Origin of the sequence: Streptomyces sp. NBC_01335, assembly GCF_035953295.1 — a bacterium.
Lineage (GTDB): Bacteria > Actinomycetota > Actinomycetes > Streptomycetales > Streptomycetaceae > Streptomyces.
In genome coordinates, this window is sequence record NZ_CP108370.1 from 8,108,320 (window position 1) to 8,127,711 (window position 19,392).

The 19,392-nt window shown below is 72.5% G+C and carries 19 protein-coding genes; 12 read left to right on the forward strand and 7 right to left on the reverse strand.

Annotated features, from left to right (window positions below):
• Window positions 1-69: 69 nt before the first annotated feature.
• Entirely contained in the window at window positions 70-651 is a 582-nt protein-coding gene (locus OG599_RS34040) for an N-acetylmuramoyl-L-alanine amidase (protein ID WP_327179824.1), read from the reverse strand.
• A gap of 294 nt (window positions 652-945) precedes the next feature.
• Between OG599_RS34040 and OG599_RS34045 the strand changes: the two genes are divergently transcribed.
• The 3 genes from OG599_RS34045 to OG599_RS34055 all read left to right on the forward strand — a co-directional run bounded on the left by OG599_RS34045 (window position 946) and on the right by OG599_RS34055 (window position 2,899).
• Window positions 946-2,100 (forward strand): fatty acid desaturase family protein, encoded by a 1,155-nt coding sequence (locus OG599_RS34045; protein WP_327179825.1) that lies wholly within the window; start codon window positions 946-948, stop codon window positions 2,098-2,100.
• A 77-nt stretch (window positions 2,101-2,177) separates the two neighbouring features.
• Window positions 2,178-2,360 carry a hypothetical protein gene (locus OG599_RS34050; RefSeq protein WP_327179826.1) on the forward strand — a complete coding sequence of 61 codons (183 nt, stop codon included), beginning with the start codon at window positions 2,178-2,180 and terminating at the stop codon, window positions 2,358-2,360.
• A complete protein-coding gene (locus OG599_RS34055) occupies window positions 2,357-2,899 on the forward strand; it encodes an MOSC domain-containing protein (protein WP_327180286.1) in 543 nt (180 codons plus the stop codon). The genes OG599_RS34050 and OG599_RS34055 overlap by 4 nt, the downstream gene beginning before the upstream one ends.
• Window positions 2,900-2,958: 59 nt before the next feature.
• On the opposite strand, the gene OG599_RS34060 is transcribed toward OG599_RS34055, so the two are convergent.
• Window positions 2,959-3,780 (reverse strand): hypothetical protein, encoded by an 822-nt coding sequence (locus tag OG599_RS34060; RefSeq protein WP_327179827.1) that lies wholly within the window; start codon window positions 3,778-3,780, stop codon window positions 2,959-2,961.
• Between the two features lie 194 nt (window positions 3,781-3,974).
• Here OG599_RS34060 and OG599_RS34065 point away from each other — a divergent pair, with 194 nt between their 5' ends.
• The 5 genes from OG599_RS34065 (at window position 3,975) to OG599_RS34085 (ending at window position 9,828) form a co-directional block, all read left to right on the forward strand.
• Complete coding sequence (locus OG599_RS34065) at window positions 3,975-4,880, forward strand: oxygenase MpaB family protein (protein ID WP_327179828.1); 906 nt, start codon at window positions 3,975-3,977, stop codon at window positions 4,878-4,880.
• 365 nt (window positions 4,881-5,245) lie between these two features.
• Window positions 5,246-6,073, forward strand: a complete 828-nt coding sequence (locus tag OG599_RS34070; RefSeq protein ID WP_327179829.1) for an MHYT domain-containing protein — start codon at window positions 5,246-5,248, stop codon at window positions 6,071-6,073.
• A gap of 56 nt (window positions 6,074-6,129) precedes the next feature.
• A complete protein-coding gene (locus OG599_RS34075) occupies window positions 6,130-8,898 on the forward strand; it encodes a sensor histidine kinase (protein ID WP_327179831.1) in 2,769 nt (922 codons plus the stop codon).
• Window positions 8,895-9,329: a roadblock/LC7 domain-containing protein gene (locus tag OG599_RS34080; RefSeq protein ID WP_327179832.1), complete on the forward strand. Its 435-nt coding sequence runs from the start codon at window positions 8,895-8,897 to the stop codon at window positions 9,327-9,329. Before OG599_RS34075 ends, OG599_RS34080 begins: the two co-directional genes overlap by 4 nt.
• A 97-nt stretch (window positions 9,330-9,426) precedes the next feature.
• Complete coding sequence (locus OG599_RS34085) at window positions 9,427-9,828, forward strand: DUF742 domain-containing protein (RefSeq protein WP_327180287.1); 402 nt, start codon at window positions 9,427-9,429, stop codon at window positions 9,826-9,828.
• Between the two features lie 216 nt (window positions 9,829-10,044).
• Here OG599_RS34085 and OG599_RS34090 read toward each other — a convergent pair whose 3' ends face one another.
• Window positions 10,045-10,548: a helix-turn-helix domain-containing protein gene (locus OG599_RS34090; RefSeq protein ID WP_327179833.1), complete on the reverse strand. Its 504-nt coding sequence runs from the start codon at window positions 10,546-10,548 to the stop codon at window positions 10,045-10,047.
• A 224-nt stretch (window positions 10,549-10,772) separates the two neighbouring features.
• Between OG599_RS34090 and OG599_RS34095 the strand changes: the two genes are divergently transcribed.
• Both OG599_RS34095 and OG599_RS34100 read left to right on the forward strand, forming a co-directional pair.
• Window positions 10,773-12,896, forward strand: a complete 2,124-nt coding sequence (locus tag OG599_RS34095) for an MMPL family transporter (protein WP_327179834.1) — start codon at window positions 10,773-10,775, stop codon at window positions 12,894-12,896.
• Window positions 12,897-13,177: 281 nt separating this feature from the next.
• A complete protein-coding gene (locus tag OG599_RS34100) occupies window positions 13,178-13,849 on the forward strand; it encodes a GTP-binding protein (protein ID WP_442809646.1) in 672 nt (223 codons plus the stop codon).
• 48 nt (window positions 13,850-13,897) lie between these two features.
• Here OG599_RS34100 and OG599_RS34105 read toward each other — a convergent pair whose 3' ends face one another.
• Window positions 13,898-14,326, reverse strand: a complete 429-nt coding sequence (locus OG599_RS34105; protein WP_327179836.1) for a PPOX class F420-dependent oxidoreductase — start codon at window positions 14,324-14,326, stop codon at window positions 13,898-13,900.
• 139 nt (window positions 14,327-14,465) lie between these two features.
• On the opposite strand from OG599_RS34105, the gene OG599_RS34110 reads away from it, so the two are divergent.
• Entirely contained in the window at window positions 14,466-14,870 is a 405-nt protein-coding gene (locus OG599_RS34110) for a roadblock/LC7 domain-containing protein (protein ID WP_327179837.1), read from the forward strand.
• Between the two features lie 152 nt (window positions 14,871-15,022).
• On the opposite strand, the gene OG599_RS34115 is transcribed toward OG599_RS34110, so the two are convergent.
• Window positions 15,023-17,161, reverse strand: coding sequence for a SpoIIE family protein phosphatase (locus tag OG599_RS34115; RefSeq protein ID WP_327179838.1), 2,139 nt, complete (start codon window positions 17,159-17,161; stop codon window positions 15,023-15,025).
• Window positions 17,162-17,388: 227 nt separating this feature from the next.
• Between OG599_RS34115 and OG599_RS34120 the strand changes: the two genes are divergently transcribed.
• A complete protein-coding gene (locus OG599_RS34120; protein ID WP_327179839.1) occupies window positions 17,389-18,450 on the forward strand; it encodes an enoyl-CoA hydratase/isomerase family protein in 1,062 nt (353 codons plus the stop codon).
• A gap of 78 nt (window positions 18,451-18,528) precedes the next feature.
• Here the strand turns inward: OG599_RS34120 and OG599_RS34125 are convergent, their stop codons facing one another.
• Complete coding sequence (locus OG599_RS34125) at window positions 18,529-18,756, reverse strand: hypothetical protein (RefSeq protein WP_327179840.1); 228 nt, start codon at window positions 18,754-18,756, stop codon at window positions 18,529-18,531.
• Between the two features lie 93 nt (window positions 18,757-18,849).
• Complete coding sequence (locus OG599_RS34130) at window positions 18,850-19,341, reverse strand: hypothetical protein (RefSeq protein WP_327179841.1); 492 nt, start codon at window positions 19,339-19,341, stop codon at window positions 18,850-18,852.
• Between the last annotated feature and the right edge of the window lie 51 nt (window positions 19,342-19,392).

The window sequence follows — 19,392 nt, forward strand, 5'->3', positions numbered from 1 at the left end:
GGGAGCGGGCGGTCCCCGTCCGGCGCGACCGCTCCCCGACCTGGCGTGCGGCCGGGTACCCCGGTCCCCTCAGGCGTGGCGGACGAGCCGCAGATAACGGTCCCAGTCCCAGAGCGGACCGGGATCGGTGTGGTCCGTCCCCGGCACCTCGTAGTGGCCGATGATGTGCGTACGGTCCCTGGGGATGCCGTGGCGTTCGCAGATGTCGGCGGTGAGCAGCGCCGACCGTTCGTACATCGCCGCGGTGAAGTACTCCGGGCGCTCCACCCAGCCTTCGTGCTCGATGCCGACGGAACGGACGTTGTAGTCCCAGTTGCCCGCGTGCCAGGCGATGTCCCGCTCCGGTACGCACTGGGCGGTGTAGCCGTCGCCGGACCGCACGACGTAGTGGACCGACACCTTCTTCGACGGGTCGCGGAAGATGCCGAGCGTCTGCGTGAAGGCCTGCTGGGTGACGTGGACGACCACCCGGTCGACCCGCCGGGGCGAGGTGCCCCCGGGCACGGTGTAGTTGGCGGCCGAGGCGGGTGCCCAGCGGGCCAGCGCACTGTCCGTCCCCGCCGAGGGCGCGTCCACCCCGCGCACCGACGCCGGCAGAAGAAGGCCCGCCGCGGTGCCGGCCACCGCCCGGAGAATCCTTCTGCGGTGCATCGTGCTCTCCAGGGGACGGGTACGGATCACGGCCGGGGCGCGCGGAACCGCCTCCCGGCGGGTGTGCCCCGGCACGAACGACGAGGTGAACGGCCGTTCGGTTCCCCGCGAGGTCCCCCGAGGCCCACGGAAGGCCGCGGTCGTCCCGCGCGGGGCCCTTACGGGGGACAGCACCACCATGGAATCAGGGGGAAGACCCCCTGCTCATCGGGATGGTGGCGTCATGGCCGCCGCGTGTCCCCCTTCATTACGTTTCTTCGGGTAGGCGCACCCGTCCAGAGAGCTGGAGATGCCATGCCCCAGGCGACCACCACCGCCACCGACCCGTCCGGAGCACGGGCCGCGACCTCTGTCGCCCCGCCCTCCCCGGACGCGGACGGCGACCGGCCCGCCGGACCCGGCGCCCGGCCCGCCCCGCAGGCCGTGCCCGCCCGGCGGGGCCTCACCGAAGGTGCCCCCGGCGGCAGCGACTTCGCGCCGCTCCTGAAGGCCGTCAAGGGACAGGGGCTGCTGGACCGCCGCACCGGCTGGTACGCGGCGGGCATCGCCGTGAACGCGCTCTGTCTGGCCGCGGTCGCCACCGGCATCGAACTCCTCGGCGACACCTGGTGGACGCTGCTCCTCGCGGTGCCGCTGGCCGTCCTGTGGACCCGTACCGCCTTCCTCGGACACGACGCGGGGCACGCCCAGATCACCGGGAACCGCAGAGCGAGCCGGATCATCGGCCTCGTCCACGGGAACCTTCTCCTCGGCATGAACGAGGCGTGGTGGAACGACAAGCACGTCCGGCACCACGCCAACCCCAATCACATCGACAAGGACCCGGACGTCGGCGTGGGGGCCCTGGTCTGGACCCAGAAGCAGGCGGCCCAGCGGGAAGGCTTCGCCCGCTGGCTCACCCGCCACCAGGCACGCCTCTTCTTCCCCATGCTGCTGCTGGAGGGCATCGCGCTGAAGGTCTCCGGCTTCCAGTTCCTGCGCCGGCAGCCCGGCCGCGAGGGCGTGCTGTCCGGGCTGCTGATGGTCGCCCACCTCGCGCTCTGGGCGACGCTGTTCCTCACCGCCATGCCGGCCGGAAAGGCGGTCGTCTTCGCACTGGTGCTCCACGCGCTCTTCGGACTGCACCTGGGGATGGCCTTCGCACCGAACCACAAGGGGATGGAGATGCCCGACCCGGACGGCGACCGCTGGGGCCATCTGCAGCGCCAGGTCCTCACCTCGCGCAACGTGCGGGGCGCCGTCCTCACCGACTGGTTCCTCGGCGGGCTGAACTACCAGATAGAGCACCATCTCTTCCCGAGCATGCCGCGCCCCCACCTGCGCCTCGCCCAGCCGCTGGTCGAGGAGTACTGCCACCGGATCGGAATGCCGTACACGGAGACGGGGCTCGTGGAGTCCTACCGCCAGGGCCTGTCCCACATGCACGACGTGGGAGCTCCGCTGCGGTAGGCCCGGCGGGGAACCGTACGCGCCGCAGAGGCGTTGTCATGGGTGAAGCGGCTGCGTGCCGCGGAGGAGGCACCATCATGTCGAACGGCGCGAAGATCGCCATCGGGGGAGTTGTCGTGGCAGCCGTCCTGATCCCGTTCATCGGGTTCTGGTGGGCTCTCGTGGTGCTGATCGGGGTGCCCACCGCGGGCTATCTGCTGCTCGATCCCTCGCAGCGGCGCAGGATCCGACGTATACGACGCAAGGAGATGGGACGCTGAACGGCACAGTCGTGGCGGTGAGCCGCAGCGGTGAGTACACCTTCACCAAACCGGTCCGGGAGAGCATCACGCTCCGGGCCGGACACGGAGTGGAGGGTGACGTCCACGCGGGCGTCACCGTCAAGCACCGCAGCAGGGTCGCCCAGGACCCCACCCAGCCCAACCTCCGCCAGGTCCACCTGATCCAGCAGGAACTCTTCGACGAGCTGCGCGCCGACGGTTTCGACCTGGCCCCCGGCGACCTCGGCGAGAACGTCACCACGCGCGGCCTCGACCTGCTCGCCCTGCCGGTGGGCACCCTGCTGCACCTGGGGGACCAGGCCGTCGTCGAGGTCACCGGCCTGCGCAATCCGTGCCTCCAGATCGACGCCTTCCGGAGCGGACTGCTCAAGCGCGTCGTCGGGCGCGACGAAGCGGGACGCGTGGTCCGCAGGGCCGGGATCATGGGAGTGGTGGTGGACGACGGACCCGTGCGAGCCGGAGACACCGTCCGGGCCGAGCTCCCCGTCGGGCCGCACAAGGCCCTCGACCGCGTCTGACCCTGGGGCCGCCCCGGGGGCCTGTCGCAAGGGGCGTACGCGGGTGGCGGACGGCCGCCTCACGCGGGCCGGGTGGCGAGCGCGTCGAGTGCGGTCAGGAGCCCGAGAAGCTGCGTACCCCTCCGTACCTGCAGTACCTCGCCCGGCGCGTCGTCCAGCAGGACGAAGGCCATGTCGTCGGTCCGGGCGACCAGCGACCACCCGGGTCCGTCGACCCGCAGCGTCCGGACGTCCGCGGAGGCGAAGGAGGACCTGATGCGTCCCGGCGGCGGAGGCGAGTCCAGGTAGTCGCGCGCCTCCTCCAGCGCCCTGCGCACGCCGGGGTGTCCCTTCGTTCCCGGACTCTCCGGCTCCTGGGCCGCGCTCGCTCCGGGACCGGGGACCGCCGCGTCGACCTGTTCGCGCCACGACGCCCACCGCGCGGCGATCTCGTCCGCCCCCATCCGCCGCTGCTCCGGTCCCCAGTCGCTCTCCGAAGGGGGCGTCAGAAGGAGCGCCCCACCGTCCGCGGCGGGCTCGGGGTCGTAGGGTGCGGGCACCCCGGGCGCGGCGACCGCGAGGGCGAGGGGCCAGCCCGGCAGTGCGCAGACGACCGTGCGGTCGTCGGGCGAGAGCTCGTACGCGATGCCACAGTCCCAGGCGGCGATGGCACCGGCGACGGTGGTGGCGTCCTCGGTCACCACGGTCCAGCGGGCACCCGCACCGTCCTGCCCGAGCACGAGGCCGTACCCCTCCTCGTACGGTTCGAGGGAGAGCGAGCGGCACGCGGCCGGGTAGTCGTCGCCCAGCACGGTGGGGAAGCTCGCGGGGGTCAGCAGGAGCGCGGTCAGCACGTACAGCGTGTCGTCGTCGGCGGCGATCGTGTCGTCCGTCCCGGCCACGATGTCCTCCTCTTGCCTCGAACTCGTTCGTGGGATGCGTCGGCGCACCCTAACCACCCGGTAACCCCGCCGTCGAGACCTCGCGCGGCAGGTGATCGCGGACTTCGGGAGCCGGCGTCCCCCTTCCGCGAGCCGGGTCCGGGCGTCTCCCCCGCCCTACAGTGGAGATCCGGACCGACGGAGGGGACGCGGGCATGAAGAGGTTCGACCGGCTGAAGGAGATCCAAAGTCTCGATCCCGAACAGGACTTCCTCCGGATCTACCGGCTGTCCGTCACACTCGAGTTCCCGTGGGACGTCACCCGCGCTCTCGAACTCGCCCTGTACCGCACGTATGCCGTGCCCAGCATCGGCCGACTGCTGGCGACGACGGCGGAGCTGACGGACCGGTCCCAGAAGCGTTACGACGACACGGCGCTCCTGCTGGACACCGTCGTGGAGCACGGGTTCGACTCCGGAGAAGGCCGTACGGCACTCCGGCGGATCAACGCGATGCACTGCAGCTACGCCATCAGCAACGACGACATGCGCTACGTGCTCTGCACCTTCGTCGTGGTCCCCAAGCGCTGGCTGGACGCGTACGGCTGGCGCGCGCTGTCCGCCCACGAACGCCAGGCCTGTGCGGTCTACTACCGCACGCTCGGCGCACACATGGGGATCAAGGACCTGCCCCGCACCTACGAGGAGTTCGAGGAGACCCTCGACGCCTACGAGAACGCCCACTTCGGGTGGGACGAGGGGGCGAGGAAGGTCTCCGACGCCACCCTGGGCCTGATGGCCTCCTGGTACCCGGCGCCCTTGGCACCGCTGGTGCGCAAGGCGAGTCTCGCGCTCCTCGACGACGCACTGATCGACGCCTTCCGCTACCGGCGTCCGAGCGCCTTCGCACGCGGTCTGACCAGGGGAGCGCTGCGTCTGCGGGCGCGGGCGGTCCGGCTGCTTCCGCCGCGGTCCGCGCCGCACTTCGCCCGCCAGAACCCGGAGATCAAGGGCTACCCGGACGGGTACGACGTGGCCGCGCTCGGCACCTTCCCCACACCGGGGGTCCGGGGGTGCCCGGTGCCGCACCGCCGCGCGTCGGACGGAGCCGCCGCCGAGTGACCCCACGTGCGGGAGCGGCGCCCGTGTACGCGTGTCCGGTCATCGGCCACGTGGCCATGTGGCCATGCGGACAGGTGGAGGTGATCGGGTTCGGTGGCCGGAACGGGGCTGTGGGAGGAGTGAGTTCGCGGTGGGCCGGGAAGACTTCGCCGAGCCGCGTGAAGCAGCCGTGTGAAGTGCGGAAGCTCCGCGCGGCGCGATCGGTTGTGGCGGGTTCATGGCGACAATCACTGCGTCCGTCCGCTGGCTTTGGGCGACAGAATCAGCCACTCTCCGATCGGTTCGGAGCGGCGATCCGTCATATTCCATGAATTTCGAAGTGTGCCCCCGGCATGTACCTCCCGCCGGGCTACCGTCCCCGACTTATGGGACACCTGGACCACGCAACCTTCGGCTGGCTGACACCCGTGCTGTCGTACGCGATGGCATCGATCGGCGCCGCGCTCGGACTCCGATGCACCGTGCGCGCGCTGCACACCACCGGCCGCTCGCGGCGCAACTGGCTGCTCACCGCGGCATCCGCCCTCGGCACCGGCATCTGGACGATGCACTTCGTCGCCATGCTCGGATTCGGGGTCACCGGCACCGACATCCGCTACGACGTGGGCCTCACCCTGTTCAGCCTGATCGTGGCCGTGCTGGTCGTCGGGATCGGCGTTTTCGCGGTGGGCCACGGCCGCAACCGCGAACGGGCCCTGCTGACCGGCGGGCTCACCACCGGGGTCGGTGTCGCGAGCATGCACTACCTCGGCATGGCCGCCATCCACCTGCACGGTGAAGTCCACTACAACCCGGCGATGGTCGCGGTCTCCGTGGTGATCGCCGTCGTCGCCGCCACCGCGGCCCTCTGGGCTGCCCTCAACATCCACACCCCCGGAGCCGTGGCGCTCGCCTCCCTCGTGATGGGCGCCGCCGTCAGCTCCATGCACTACACCGGCATGCTCGCGGTCGGCGTCGAAGTCGCCCCGTCCGCCGCACCCCTGACCGGGGCCACGGCCATGCAGTTCATCTTCCCCCTGACCGTCGGGCTCGGTTCCTACCTCTTCCTCACCTCGGCGTTCGTCGCGCTCTCTCCCACGGCGCGGGACGCCGACACCGAGACCGACGCCTACGTGTCCGCCTCGGCCGCACGCGCCCGGCACACCGACCGACTCACCACACCCGGCGACCCCTCCGCGGCCGCCACCCGCTGACCGGCCACCGTACCCGTCCCCCGACCCGCCCCTTTCCCGACCGGAACGAGGAGGCCATGCGCCCACTCCGTACGACCCAGGCGCCCGGCGCCCAGGACGACCGGCCCATACCCCCGGTACGCGGCCGACGCGCGCACGCGGGGCCCCCGGCCGACGAGCGTGCCGTGCTCGGTGCCCTTTCGCGGCGCCCGGAGGACCCGTCCGGGCGCCGGCGCACCTGGTCCCCGCGGCCCCGAACCGTACGCGCCAAGGTGCTCGCCCTGCTGATGGTGCCGGTGGTGTCCCTGCTCGCCCTGTGGGGGCTCGCGACCGTCACCACCGCCCAGGAGGTGGCACGGCTGCGCCAGGCGGAGCGGGTGGACACCACCGTGCGCACCCCGGTCCGGCAGGCCGTCGACGCGCTCCAGGCCGAACGGAAGGCGGCACTCGTCCAGGCGGCCGCACCGGGCGAGGCGGCGGCCGCGACCCTGCGGAACCGTGCCGCCCGCACCGACGCGGCGCTCGACCGGCTGCGGATGGGCGAGGGGCACACGGTGGCGGACACCGGGAGCCTCCCGACGGGCCTCTCGACCCGCATGGACGTCTTCCTCTCCCGCGCCGAGGCACTGGGCGCCCTGCGCGGCCGTCTCCGCGCCTCCTCGGACACAGGCGCGCACAGCGACACAGACCGGGACAACACCTACCTCGCCTACACCGACGCCATCGGCGCCGCCTTCGGCGTGCTCGGAGCGCTCACCGGAATCCAGGACGCCGAAGCCGGCCCCGAGGCGCGCGTCCTGCTCGAACTCGGCAGGGCGGACGAGATGCTGGCCCGCGAGGACGTCCTGCTCGCCGTGGCCGCCCGCACCGGCACGCTCGACGGGCGGGCACTGCTCCGGTTCACGGGAGCGGTGGAGGCACGGCGCTCCTTCACGGAGACGGCCGCGGCCGACCTGCCCGCCGCCGAACGCGATGCCTGGCAGGACCTCGCCGCGGACTCCACCTACCGCGCCGTGGAGAGCGCCGAGGACGCGGTACTCGCCGCGCGGCCCGGTCCCCGGGCCGCCCGCGCGGTGCCGGCCGACGCCTGGTCCCTGGCGGGCGGTCCCGTCCTCGCCCGGCTGCGCGCCGTCGAAGCCGCCGCGGCCGAGCGCGTGGCGGGCCGTTCGGACCCGCTGACCAGCGGGCTGACGAGTCCCGACGGTGCGGCGGTCCTGTTCGGGTTCGTCGCCGTGGTCGCCGCGCTCGTCATCTCCGTCCGCATCGGCAGCGGGCTCGTCACGGAGCTGGTGAGCCTGCGCGACAGCGCCCTGGCCATCGCCCGCCGCGAACTGCCCCGCGCGATGGAGCGCCTGCGGGCGGGCGAGGAGATCGACGTGAAGGCCGAATCGCCGATGCGCAGACCGTCGCCGGACGAGATCGGCCAGGTCGGTGAGGCACTCGACATCGTGCACCGCGCCGCGCTCAGCGCAGCGGTGGAGCGTGCCGAACTCGCCAGCGGCATCGCCGGAGTCTTCGTCAACATCGCCCGCCGCAGCCAGGTCCTGGTCCACCGCCAGCTCAACCTCCTGGACGGCATGGAACGGCGCGCCGACGACCCCAACGAGCTCGCCGACCTCTTCCGCCTCGATCACCTGACCACCCGCATGCGCCGGCACGCCGAGAGCCTGATCATCCTGTCGGGCGCCGCCCCCGGGCGAGCCTGGCGCAGGCCCGTACCGCTCACCCAGGTGGTCCGCGCGGCGGTCTCGGAGATCGAGGACTACGCCCGCGTGGAGGTACGCCGCCTCGCCGACGTCTCCGTGACGGGCGCCGCGGTCGCCGACCTCACCCACCTGCTCGCCGAACTCGTCGAGAACGCCGCCCAGTTCTCGCCCCCGCACACCAAGGTGCGGATCACCGGCGAACCGGTGGGCAACGGGTACGCGATCGAGATCGAGGACCGGGGCCTCGGCATGGGCGGGGAGCTCCTGGCCCAGGCCAACAAACGCATCGAGCAGTCCGAGGCGCTCGACCTCTTCGACAGCGACCGGCTCGGGCTCTTCGTGGTGAGCCGCCTCTCCAACCGCCACCGGATCAAGGTGGGGCTCCGCGCCTCGCCGTACGGCGGCACCACTGCCGTGGTCCTGCTGCCGACCGCGCTGCTGCACGACGAGCCGTCGAAGAACGCGGAGCCGGGCGCGCTCCCCCCGCAGGCGGCCCACTCCCCGCAGACCGCGCTCCCGCCGCAGACCGACGGTGGCGAGAAGCCCGTGCCGCGCGCGGCACTCACCGACCGCGAGCACCGGCCGGCCTTCCCGCCGCCCGTCGCGGTCCCCGACCCCGACTCTGACCCCGACTCCGGTCGCGACTCCGGGCCGGGCTCCGTCATCTCGGATTCCGGCACGGACTCCGAGATGACCGGGGCGACCGGGGGGCACACTCCCGAAGCGCCGCCCGCCCCGGTCACCGCACTCCGGAGGCGGCCCCGTACTCCGTCGGCCGGGCGGACACCCGAGCGCGGCCACCCCCACACCCCGTTCAGGCAGGGGACGGCCGAGCCGCCGGAGCGGGCGCACCGGGCCGAGGGCGACGACGAGCTCCCCCGGCGCGTCCGGCAGGCGCACCTGGTGCCCCAGCTCCGCGAGGGACAGGCCCGGGCGCCGCAGGAGCAGCGGACCACGGGCGGCGGGGAACCCGCCGGGCGTACGCCCGAACAGGTCCGGGACCGCATGACCGCCTACCGGGACGGATGGCGTCGCGGCAGCGGTGACGCACCGGGCCCGGCGGCGGTACCCCCGCCGCCGACGGCGCCCCCCGCACCGGGTCCGGCGGCCCACCCCATCGACGTAGGAGATCCCGGATGATCGCGAACGGAAGGACGGAATTGAACCACCGCTCGGGCGAACTCGACTGGCTGCTGGACGATCTGGTGAAGCGGGTCGCGGAGGTACGGCATGCCGTCGTCCTCTCCGGCGACGGACTGGCGATCGGCGCCTCCAGCGTGCTCAGCCGCGAGGACGCCGAACACCTGGCCGCCGTCGCCTCCGGCTTCCACAGCCTGGCCAAAGGCGCCGGCCGCCATTTCGGGGCGGGCGGGGTGCGTCAGACCATGGTGGAGATGGACGACGGATTCCTGTTCGTCGTCGCGGCCGGCGAAGGCTCCTGCCTGGCCGTGCTGAGCGACGCCGTGGCGGACATCGGCCTGGTCGCGTACGAGATGGCACGCCTCGTCAAACGGGTCGGCGAGCATCTGGGTACGCCGGCACGGCTCGCACAGCCCCCCGTCGCGGGCTGAGGGCGGGGAGGAAACGGTGCGCATGTCCGACGACCCCGACGCGGCGTACGGCGGCAAGGACCCCTACGGGTTCCACGATCCCTACCGGGACCGGGAGATGGGCACCGGCGCGGACGCCCTGCGCGGAAGCCAGTGGTACGACGCGGACGCGGGCCCCCTGGTGCGCCCGTACGCCGTCACCGGAGGGCGTACGAAACCGGGCCCGAGCGGGGTGCGGTTCGACCTGATCGCCCTGGTCGTCGTCGACGGCGCGTCCGACCCCGACGCCGAGACGATGCTCGGTCCGGAACACCGGTCGCTGCTCGCCCTGTGCCAGGACGAGACCCAGTCGGTCGCGGAGCTCGCCGCCGACGCCGATCTCCCGGTGGGCGTGGTGCGGGTGCTGCTGGGAGACCTGCTGGAGGGCGGTCACGTGTCGGTCTGCCGGCCCGTCCCGCCCGCCCAGTTGCCCGACGAGCGCATCCTGCGCGAGGTCATCGACGGACTGCGGGCACTCTGAGGAAGCCCGGGGGCCCGGGGGAGTCCGGGGAAGCACCGGGAAACCCGCGTGCGCGGGCGCGGGTCACGGCCCGGAGCGCACGGCGGGCATCACCGCCGCGTGGCCGGGCCCGGCCGCCGGAGGGTCCAGGGCTCCCCGGTGGTCACTTCCGCATCCGGGAGTCCAGGGCTCCCGGTGCTCACTTCCGCGGCCGGGGTCCAGGAGTCGTTCCGGTGCTCACTTCCGCACCCGGCGGATCTGGCCGAGTTCGTCGTTCATCGCCTCGAGGAAGCGGGCGACCGTCCGCAGCTCCGCCGCGTCGAACTGGCCCCGCGCCGCCTGGGTGCTCTCGGCCAGCGGCCGGAAGAAGTCGCGGGCCACCGCCATCGCCGCGGCCGCGTAGTGCAGGTGCACCACCCTGCGGTCGCCGCCGTCCCGGACACGCCGGATGTGTCCGGTTCGCTCCAGCCGGTCGAGACAGGCCGTCACCGCGCCCGAGGTGAGGTTCAGCTGCTCCCGCAGCCGCCCCGGTGTCATGGCGGTGCCGGGCTCGCCGTAGTCCGCGTCGAGGATCGCGATGAGCGCCTGCACGTCCGTCGGGTGGAGGTCCTGTTCGTGGGCGAATTCGTGTGCGATGCGGTTGAACTCGCTGTTCATCCGCCGCAGCAGCACGGCGAAACTCTGGAGCCCGGCCGCGTCCTCGTCCGTGCCTCTGTCCGGGCCGCCCTCTGTGCTGCGCATGGTTCCAGGGTAATATCTCTCGATGATTGAGATAGTTGATCGTTGAGAGACATGTTCGCTCGCGTGTCGGGCCGTCGTACGCGCCCCGATCCGGGGAAGGTGTCCCGCCTCGCGGATCGCCACGTCGCGGCGGTCCCACCTCGTAAGCCACTGTCTCCCTTCGCACCACTGTCACCGCGCAAGCCCGTCCCGTCGTTCCGAACGTGTCGACTCCTGGGGAAGCAATGACGTCCGCATCACGGCACCGCACTCTCCGCTGGCTGGTGCCCGCAGTACTCGTCCTCGTCTGGCTCGGCATCGGGGGAGTGTTCGGCCCCTACGCGGGGAAACTCGGCGAGGTCTCCACCAACGACCAGGCCGCCTTCCTGCCGCGCAGCGCCGAATCGACCGAGGTCTCCGAGGAGCAGAAGGCGTTCCAGAAGTCCGGCACCGTGCCGGCCATCGTCGTCTGGACCGGCGACGACGGCGCGCTCCCGGGCGGCGCGGCCGAGACCGCCACCCGCGCGCTCGCCTCGCTCCGGGGTACGCCCGGCGTGGAGGGAACCCCCACCCCCGCGCTCGCCTCCGAGGACGGCCGGGCGCTCGAAGGCATCGTCCAGCTCGATTCCGGCCTCGGCGACGCCCTGCCCGGCACCCTCGACCGGGTACGCGACGCCGCCCGGTCCGTGCCCGGCACCACGGTGGGCATCGCCGGACCCGCGGCGGCCCAGGCGGACCTCAAGGACGCCTTCGGCGGCATCGACGGCCTGCTCCTCGGTGTGGCCCTCATCGCCGTCCTCGTCATCCTGCTGCTGGTGTACCGCAGCCTCCTGCTGCCCTTCCTGATCATCATCAGCGCCGTGTTCGCCCTGGGGCTGGCCTGCGCGATCGTGTACGTCCTCGCCGACCACGGGGTCGTACGGGTCGACGGCCAGGTGCAGGGCATCCTCTCGATCCTCGTCATCGGCGCCTCCACGGACTACGCGCTGCTGCTCACCGCCCGGTTCAGGGAAGAGCTGACCCGGGGCGGCGACCGCGTGGCAGCCGCACTCGCAGCTCTGAGGCGCTCGGCCGGCGCGATCACGGCGAGCGCGGCGACCGTGGCCCTCGGGCTCCTCGCGCTGCTGCTCAGCGATCTGACGAACAACCGGGCGCTGGGTCCCGTGGGCGCCATCGGAATCGTCTGCGCCGTGCTCTCCACCCTGACGTTCCTCCCGGCGGTCCTCGTGCTGACCGGCCGTGCCGCCTACTGGCCGGCCAAGCCCCGTCCCGCCGACGCCGCCACGGGCGGGCACGGCATCTGGCGTCGTGTCGCCGCCTTCGTGGACCGCGCCCCCCGCAAGGTCTGGGCCGGCACCCTGCTCGTCCTGGTGGCGTGCGCGCTCTTCGCGCCCACCCTGAAGTCGCAGGGCGTGCCGCTGGACGAGACCTTCGTCAACGACGCGCCGTCGGTCTCCGCACAGGCCACGCTCAGCAGGCACTTCCCCGGCGGGTCCGGCAACCCCGCCGTGATCATCGCCCGGGCCGACCGTACCGATCAGGTCGTCGCCGCCGCCCGGAACACCGAGGGGATCGCGGCCGTCACTCCGGTCACGGCATCCGGGCGCCCCGGCGACGGCGTTCCCGTGGTCGTCGACGGACGGGTGCGGATCGACGCCACGCTGAAGGCCGAGGCGGACAGCGACGCCGCCAACGCGACGGTGAAGAGGCTGCGCGGGGCGGTCCATGCCGTACCCGGTGCGCAGGCCGCGGTCGGCGGGTACTCCGCGCAGCGGCTCGACACCCAGACCACCGCGTCCGAGGACCGCGCGCTCATCGTGCCCGTGGTACTCGCCATCATCCTGGTCATCCTGATGGCACTGCTCCGCTCGGTCCTGCTGCCCGTGCTGCTGGTCGCCACCGTGGGGCTCAACTACCTCGCCACACTGGGCGTCTCGGCCCTGGTCTTCCAGCACGTGTTCGGCTTCAGCGGCACGGACGCCTCCGTCCCGCTGTACGGATTCGTCTTCCTCGTCGCCCTCGGCGTGGACTACAACATCTTCCTGATGTCCCGGGTACGGGAGGAGTCCCTGCTGCACGGCACCCGCGAGGGGGTACTGCGTGGCCTGATCACCACCGGTGGAGTCATCACCTCGGCGGGCGTGGTGCTGGCCGCCACCTTCGCCGCGCTGCTCGTCATCCCGCTGGCCTTCCTGGTGCAGATCGCCTTCATCGTCGCGTTCGGCGTGCTGCTCGACACCCTGGTGGTGCGATCGCTGCTGGTGCCCGCGCTGGTGCTGGACATCGGCCCGGTGTCGTGGTGGCCGAACCGACGCATGGTGACGGGACGGCGGGACGCGGAGGCGGGCGGGGAGGATACGCGCTCCTGAGCCGCAGGCCCAGGCCGATCGCGTTGGTACGGACCAGTCTGGCCGGAAGGGATCGTCGTCCTCGGACCCACGTGCTCGATTGAAGGCGCCATACGCGCATCGTCCGACCACCTTCCGGCCGCAACGATCAATTTGCGATCGCTTCTCTCGATCGGCCGACCGCTTTGCCATGCTTCTCCATACCTGACCGGCACCGTGCCGGGCAGGACTCGACCGAACCCGAAGGGTGCGCCCGATCCACCGGGGCGCACCCGAGGGCTCATGGGTGAGAGAAGTGATCGATGTCCTCCGAGCACGCAGGCGGTGCAGTCCGTGAAGACGGTGACGGGGTGAACGCGGACGGGGGCGCCGCACCGGGGGAGGCCGGTGGCGAGAACACGGCCCTCGCCCTGAAGATCCTGGTCGCCGGAGGATTCGGAGTCGGCAAGACCACCCTGGTCGGAGCCGTCAGCGAGATCCGCCCGCTGCGCACCGAGGAGTTGCTCAGCGAGGCCGGACAGAGCGTCGACGACACCGAAGGCGTGGAGCGCAAGACCACGACCACGGTCGCGATGGACTTCGGCAGGATCACCATCCGGTCCGGGCTCTCCCTCTACCTCTTCGGGACGCCGGGACAGGACCGCTTCTGGTTCCTCTGGGACGAGCTGTCACAGGGGGCGCTCGGGGCGGTCGTCCTCGCCGACACCCGGCGGCTGGAGGACTGCTTCCCCGCCGTCGACTACTTCGAGCACCGGCGCATCCCGTTCGTCGTCGCCGTCAACTGCTTCTCCGGGGCCCGCTCCTACGGCGAGCAGGACGTGTCGCGCGCGCTCGACCTGGACCCCGGGACGCCCGTCGTCCTGTGCGACGCGCGGGACCGTGCCTCCGGCAAGGAGGTCCTGATCCGAATGGTCGAGTACGCCGGGCGGATGCACACCGCCCGGCTCCTCGACTCCGTGGGCCAGGTGTACTGACCCGTGAGGTCGGGGACGCGGCCGGCCCGGATCGGGCCGGGCGGGCCCTCAGCCGGCGATGTCGGCCATCGAGACCACCTTCTCGATCCGTACCCGTACGACCAGTTCGCCCGGGACCGCGTTGCGGCGGCCGTACTCCGCGGCCGCCTCCTCACCCACGTACCGGGCGGCGATGCGCGTCGCCCAGGTCAGCAGTTCGTCGGGGTCCTCGCTGAGCCCGGCCCGCCCCTGGACGACGGCGAACGAGTACGGCGGCCGTTCGTCGTCCACGCACAACGCCACCCGGCCGTCCCGCGCCAGGTTGCGCCCCTTCACCGTGTCCCTGCCGGTGTTGAAGACCAGATCCTCCCCGTCCAGGAGGAACCAGACGGGCGCGACGTGGGGACTCCCGTCCGCCCGTACGGTGGACAGCTTGCCGGTGCGGGTCCCGGCGGAGAGGAACGCCCGCCACTCTTCCTCGGTCATGTGGTGTGCCATGGGCCCATCCTGCGCCGCCGGGACGCGAGTGGCGCGAAGCGACGCCCCGGGACCCGTGGGCCGCTTGCCCGCAGCAGAGGTGTGCGCAAGGCTTACGCGCGACGAGGGGTACGGGGAAGTGGCAACGGGGAGGGCACGCATGGCGTTGGACCGGGGACTCGACTGGCTTCTCGACGATCTCACCAGCCGGGTGGAACACATACAGCACGCCTTGGTGCTTTCGAATGACGGACTGGTGACAGGAGCCAGCACGGGACTCGTCCGGGAGGACGCGGAGCACCTTGCGGCGGTCTCCTCCGGGCTGCACAGCCTGGCGCGCGGCTCGGGCAGACACTTCAAGGCGGGCCGAGCACGGCAGACGATGGTGGAGTTCGAGGAGGCGCTGCTGTTCGTCACCGCGGCCGGGGACGGCAGCTGCCTCTGCGTGCTCACCGCGGCGGAGGCCGACGTCGGTCATGTGGCGTACGAGATGACGCTGTTGGTCAACCGGGTCGGCGAACACCTCGGCGTGGCCGTCCGGCAGGAGGACACCTACCCCTTCTGAGACCGCGCGCGGACGGAGCCCGCAGGGACTGTTGCGCGCTCAACGGCCCGTCCGGCGCGTCCCGGGAGCCGAACGGAGGCCCTCGCGACCGAGCGCTTCGAGCCAATCTCGGGCCCGCTGGTGTCAACGCCCTTCGGACGACGGCCCGTTCGTCAGGTCCCGGTCCCGTCGGCGCGGTCGTCGTCCTCGGCGGACGGATCGGGCGGCCCGAGATCGCACCACACGGCCTTTCCTTCGCCCTGCGGCTCGATGCCCCACCGCAGGGCGACCGCGTCCAGCAGCAGCAGCCCGCGGCCCGAGGTCGACGTCTCGCCGGGGGAACGCCTGCGCGGCCACACGCTGGAGCGGTCCTGGACCGAGAGACGGATCCGGCGTACGGGCTCGGGAAGCACCTCCATCGTGAGCACCGCCCCTCCCTCCGTGTGCAGCAACACGTTGACCAGGAGTTCCCCGGTGACGAGTTCGGCGTCGTCGGCGAAGTCCTCCATGTCCCAGTCGGCCAGCGCCTGCCGGACGATCGAGCGGGCGTCCGAGAGGCCCTCCGGGTCGGCCTGGTGAATGTACTGGTGCAGCCGGGGCGCCAGCGAGGACCCCATGTCCGGACTGCGCCGCAGCACCAGCAGAGCGACGTCGTCGCCCGCCCCCCAACGCTCCCAGAGCCGTTCGGAGAGATGGTCGGCGAGCGCCTGGGCCTCCGGTGGCCCGGTCCGCACCTCCTGAGCCAACGCCGCCAGCCCCGTGTCGATGTCGGCGCCCGGCTCCTCCACCAGTCCGTCGCTGAAGAGCACGAGGGTCTCGCCCGGTACGAGATCGAGACGGGTCTCGGGAAACTCCTCGTACCCGAAGTACGACGCGATCCCGAGCGGGAGGCCGCCCCTGACCTGGGGGCTGCGGACGCGTCCGTCGGCGTGCCGGATGAGCGGCTCGAAATGGCCCGCGCGCGCCACGCGCAGGGCGCCCGAGCCCAGGTCGACCTGGGCGTAGGTGCAGGTCGCGAAGCGGTCGGTGTCCAGTTCGGCGAGAAAGCGCGAGGCCCGGGCCAGCACGGTCGCCGGCGGGTGCCCCTCGGCGGCGTAGGCGCGCAGGGCGATCCGGAGCTGCCCCATGATCGCCGCCGCGTGGGTGTCGTGTCCCTGCACGTCGCCCACCACCAGGCCGTACCGGCCGTTGGGCAGCGCGATCATGTCGTACCAGTCGCCGCCGACCTGACGCCCGTTCCGCGCGGCGTGGTAGCGCACAGCGATCTCGCCGCCCTCGACGTCCTGGATCCGCCGGGGCAGCATCGCCGACTGCAGCCCGGTCGCGAACTCGCGCTCCTCGTCGAAGAGGATCGCCCGCTGCAGGCTCTGCGCGAGGATGGCGGCGAGGCCCAGGCAGAGAATCCGCTCGTCCGCGTTGAACGACATCCGCTTGCCGTAGAACATCGCCAGCCCTCCGAGCGAACGCGCCTGGGCGACGAGCGGAAGGTAGGCCGCGGAGGAGAAGCCCAGCCGGTCCTCGTAGGGCTCCAGCACCGGATAGCGCCGGACCAGGTCGGCGGGGGAGGTGATGAACCGGGGACGGCCGCTGAGGATGGTGTCGACCAGCGGCAGCTTCCGGCCGAGATCGCCCGATCCCAGTTCTTCGAACGCCTCCAGCGTGTGCCCGCTCACCGCCACGACGTTCAGCGACGCGTTCTCCACCAGCCCGAGCGTCACCCCCTCACAACCCAGCCTCGCCGTCCCCCCGGGACCGGACAGCGCCGCCGTCACGTCGTCCACGGACGCGGCACGCGACATGGCACTGGTCGTCCGCTCGACGATGCTGGTCTGACGCTGCCGGCGCTTCTCCAGCTCCAGGACGAACTCCGAGTGCGTGACCTCCGCCGTCGCGTCCCGCACCACCCCGACGATCCGGTGGGCCCGGCCGTCCGGGAAACGCAGGATGCGGGCCTGGGCGTGCGTCCACTGGACCTCCCCGTCCGGCATCGGCACCTGGAAGTGCACGCTGTACGCATGGGCGCCACTGGTGACGGCCTCGTCGACGGACAGGTTCAGGCGCTCACGCTCCGTGGGCTCCAGCAGCTCGACCAGGGTCCCCGGGCGGCTGGCGTCGAAGGTCTCGGGATCCACCCCGAACACCATCAGCCCGGCGTCGTCCACGTTCATGGTCCGGGTCTCCAGGTCCCAGTCGAAGCTCCCGGTCCGGTTCATCGCCAGCCGCTGGACCGTGCCGATTTCGCTGTCGTGGGCCGGGACATCCGGACGCGACGGCGGGGACTGGGGATCCACGGACTCGGTGTGATCGCTCATTGCGGCTCCGGAGGTCGTCCGGCGGCGGGCCCTGCGGGCTGCGAGGAAAGACCCTGATCGTCCAATTGTCGAGCCGGTCCGGTGGGAGTGCCACAGATGCTGGTGGGCCCGCCGCGAACCATGGTGCCCCGCCCGCGGGCGCGGCCGCGCGGCGTCGCAGAATGGCGGGAACCGAACGCCCGCACACCCTGCGGGCGCCGCCGCGGAACTCGTACCGGAGCGCATCCATGACCGACGACGCCCCCGTCCTCCTGCACACCGACGGCCACGTCCGCCACATCACCCTCAACAGGCCGCGCGTGCTGAACGCCCTCGACCACGCATCGGTACGCGCTCTCGACGCGGCGCTCGTGGCGGCGGAACACGATGACACCGTCGCGGCCGTGGTGGTGTCGGGCGCCGGGACGCGTGGGCTCTGCGCGGGCGGCGACATCCGCGCCCTGCACGACGACGCCCGGGCGGGCGGAGCCGCGTCCCTGGACTTCTGGCGCGACGAGTACCGGCTCAACGCACGGATCCACCGGTACCGGAAGCCGTACGTCGCCTGCATGGACGGCATCGTGATGGGCGGCGGGGTCGGGATCTCGGCGCACGGCAGCGTACGGATCGTGACCGAACGCTCGCGCGTCGCGATGCCGGAGACCGCCATCGGATTCGTGCCGGACGTCGGCGGAACGTACCTGCTGTCCCGGGCGCCCGGGGAGCTGGGAACCCACCTCGCGCTCACCGGCCGGTCCGTCGGCGCGGCGGACGCACTGCTCTGCGGCCTCGCCGACCACCACGTCCTCTCGGGGGACCTCCCGGCCCTCACGGCCGCGCTCGCCGGGTGCACGACGCCCGCCGACGTGACACGCGCCGTCCGCGGCCACGCCACCGACCCGGGGCCCGGGGAACTCGACGCCGCCCGTGACTGGATCGACGGCTGCTACACCGCCGGCACCGTGGGCGAGATCGTGGACCGGCTGCGCGACCACGGGGCCGCCGCCGCGAAGGAGACCGCCGAGAGCCTCCTCACCCTGTCACCCACCGCGCTGGCGGTGACTCTGGCCGCCGTACGCCGTGCGCGAGGGGCGGGGAGCCTGGAGGAATCGCTCGACCAGGACTTCCGCGTCTCCACCCGCGCCTTCGCACACCCCGACTTCGTCGAAGGCGTGCGGGCCAGGATCGTGGACAAGGACTACGCGCCCCGATGGGTCCCGGCCCGTACCGAGGACGTGCACGAGACCGACGTGGCCCGGTACTTCGCACCGCTCGGCGCCCGGGAACTCGGACTGGCACCCTGGGCCTGACCCACGGCCGGTCCCGGCGGGGCGCGGTGCCTCACGTACGCCGGCGGACCCGCGAACCGCGCGAGGGAGCGGCGGGGTTCACCGGCTGCTCGCGGACAGGCTCGGCCGCAGCGCCCGTACGAGCGCGAAGAGCCGTTCCTCGTTCCCGGAGAGATCGGCGTCCCGGAGCGCCCGGTCCGCCTCCTCCATCGGCGCGGTGAGCAACGGCAGGTACAACGGCGCTTCCTGCGGTTCCGTGAGCACGGACCGGGTGGCCTCCAGCAGCCTGACGTAAGCCTGGGCAGCGGCGAGTTCGTCCTTCTCCATCTCGGCTTCTCCTGGTCAGAGGTGTCGGGCCATCAGCATCTCCCACGGGTCTGACAACGCCCCGCAACCGGTCTCCCGGCGACACGGACCGGGTCACCCTCCGGCCCGCCGGAGGCCGGACGGCGGCTCCACATCGAGGAAGCGGCGCCGCCGCGGCCCCCGGTAGAGCAAGGCCGTCCACCCCAGCCCGCGCAGGACCGTAGCGCACCGGGTGAGCGACTCCTCCTCGTCCCTCGCGGCGCCGCTGCCCGCCGGGCCCACCCACTCCACCCGGACCGTGCCGGGTGCGGAGCCGGTGCCGACCAGGTAGCCCTTCGAGGCCCGCAGGCCCGAGGCGTCCACCGCCGACGGCCGGACACCGGCCGCCTCCAGCGCCAGCGCCACCGCGCGCACGGGCCGCAGGAGTTCCCAGGCCGCGGGCACCGACTCGGGGACGGGGTGCTCCGCGTTGGTCAGGCGCCGGATCTGCAACAGGCCCTCGTGGGCGGTGGCCACGGCGGCGGCGCGGGCCGCCGCCCCGGCCGCCGGAAGGGGAGGCCCGTCCCCCGTCGCCGGCTCGAAACCCGTGTCCCCCGTGGCCGTCATCCGTCACCCCGTCCCGAAGTCCCGCTCGTGATAGGACCAGTGTGCCGTGAC